The sequence below is a fragment of the Microvirga antarctica genome (assembly GCF_017921815.1).
Lineage (GTDB): Bacteria > Pseudomonadota > Alphaproteobacteria > Rhizobiales > Beijerinckiaceae > Microvirga > Microvirga antarctica.
This window is the reverse complement of sequence record NZ_JAGEMM010000124.1, coordinates 1-287: the sequence shown is the minus strand read 5'-3', so window position 1 is coordinate 287 and position 287 is coordinate 1. Positions and strand designations below refer to the sequence as shown.

The 287-nt window shown below is 54.4% G+C and carries 1 protein-coding gene; it reads right to left on the bottom strand.

Annotation, left to right across the window (positions count from 1 at the left end):
• The coding region (locus J4G32_RS21130) for an HAD-IA family hydrolase (RefSeq protein ID WP_210497666.1) at positions 1 to 287 on the bottom strand (287 nt) is incomplete at both ends.

Genomic DNA, 287 nt, shown 5'->3' with positions numbered 1-287 from the left:
CGTTAAAACTGTCATAAATGACGTCCGGCTCGCTAAGAGCGATCGCTTCGCCATAATTGTAGCCGTATGTCAGGCCAACCGAAGGGCAGCCCGCCGCTTTTGCAGCCTGAATATCATTACGCGAATCGCCGACAAAAAGCATCTGCTCCGGCATCATGCCCAGCCGGCTTGCCACCAGCAACAGCGGCTCCGGATGCGGCTTCTTATTTTGCACATCATCGCCGCCGATAACCACACTAAAGTATTTGGCGATATCAAGCGATTCCAACAACGGCGCGACGAACGGC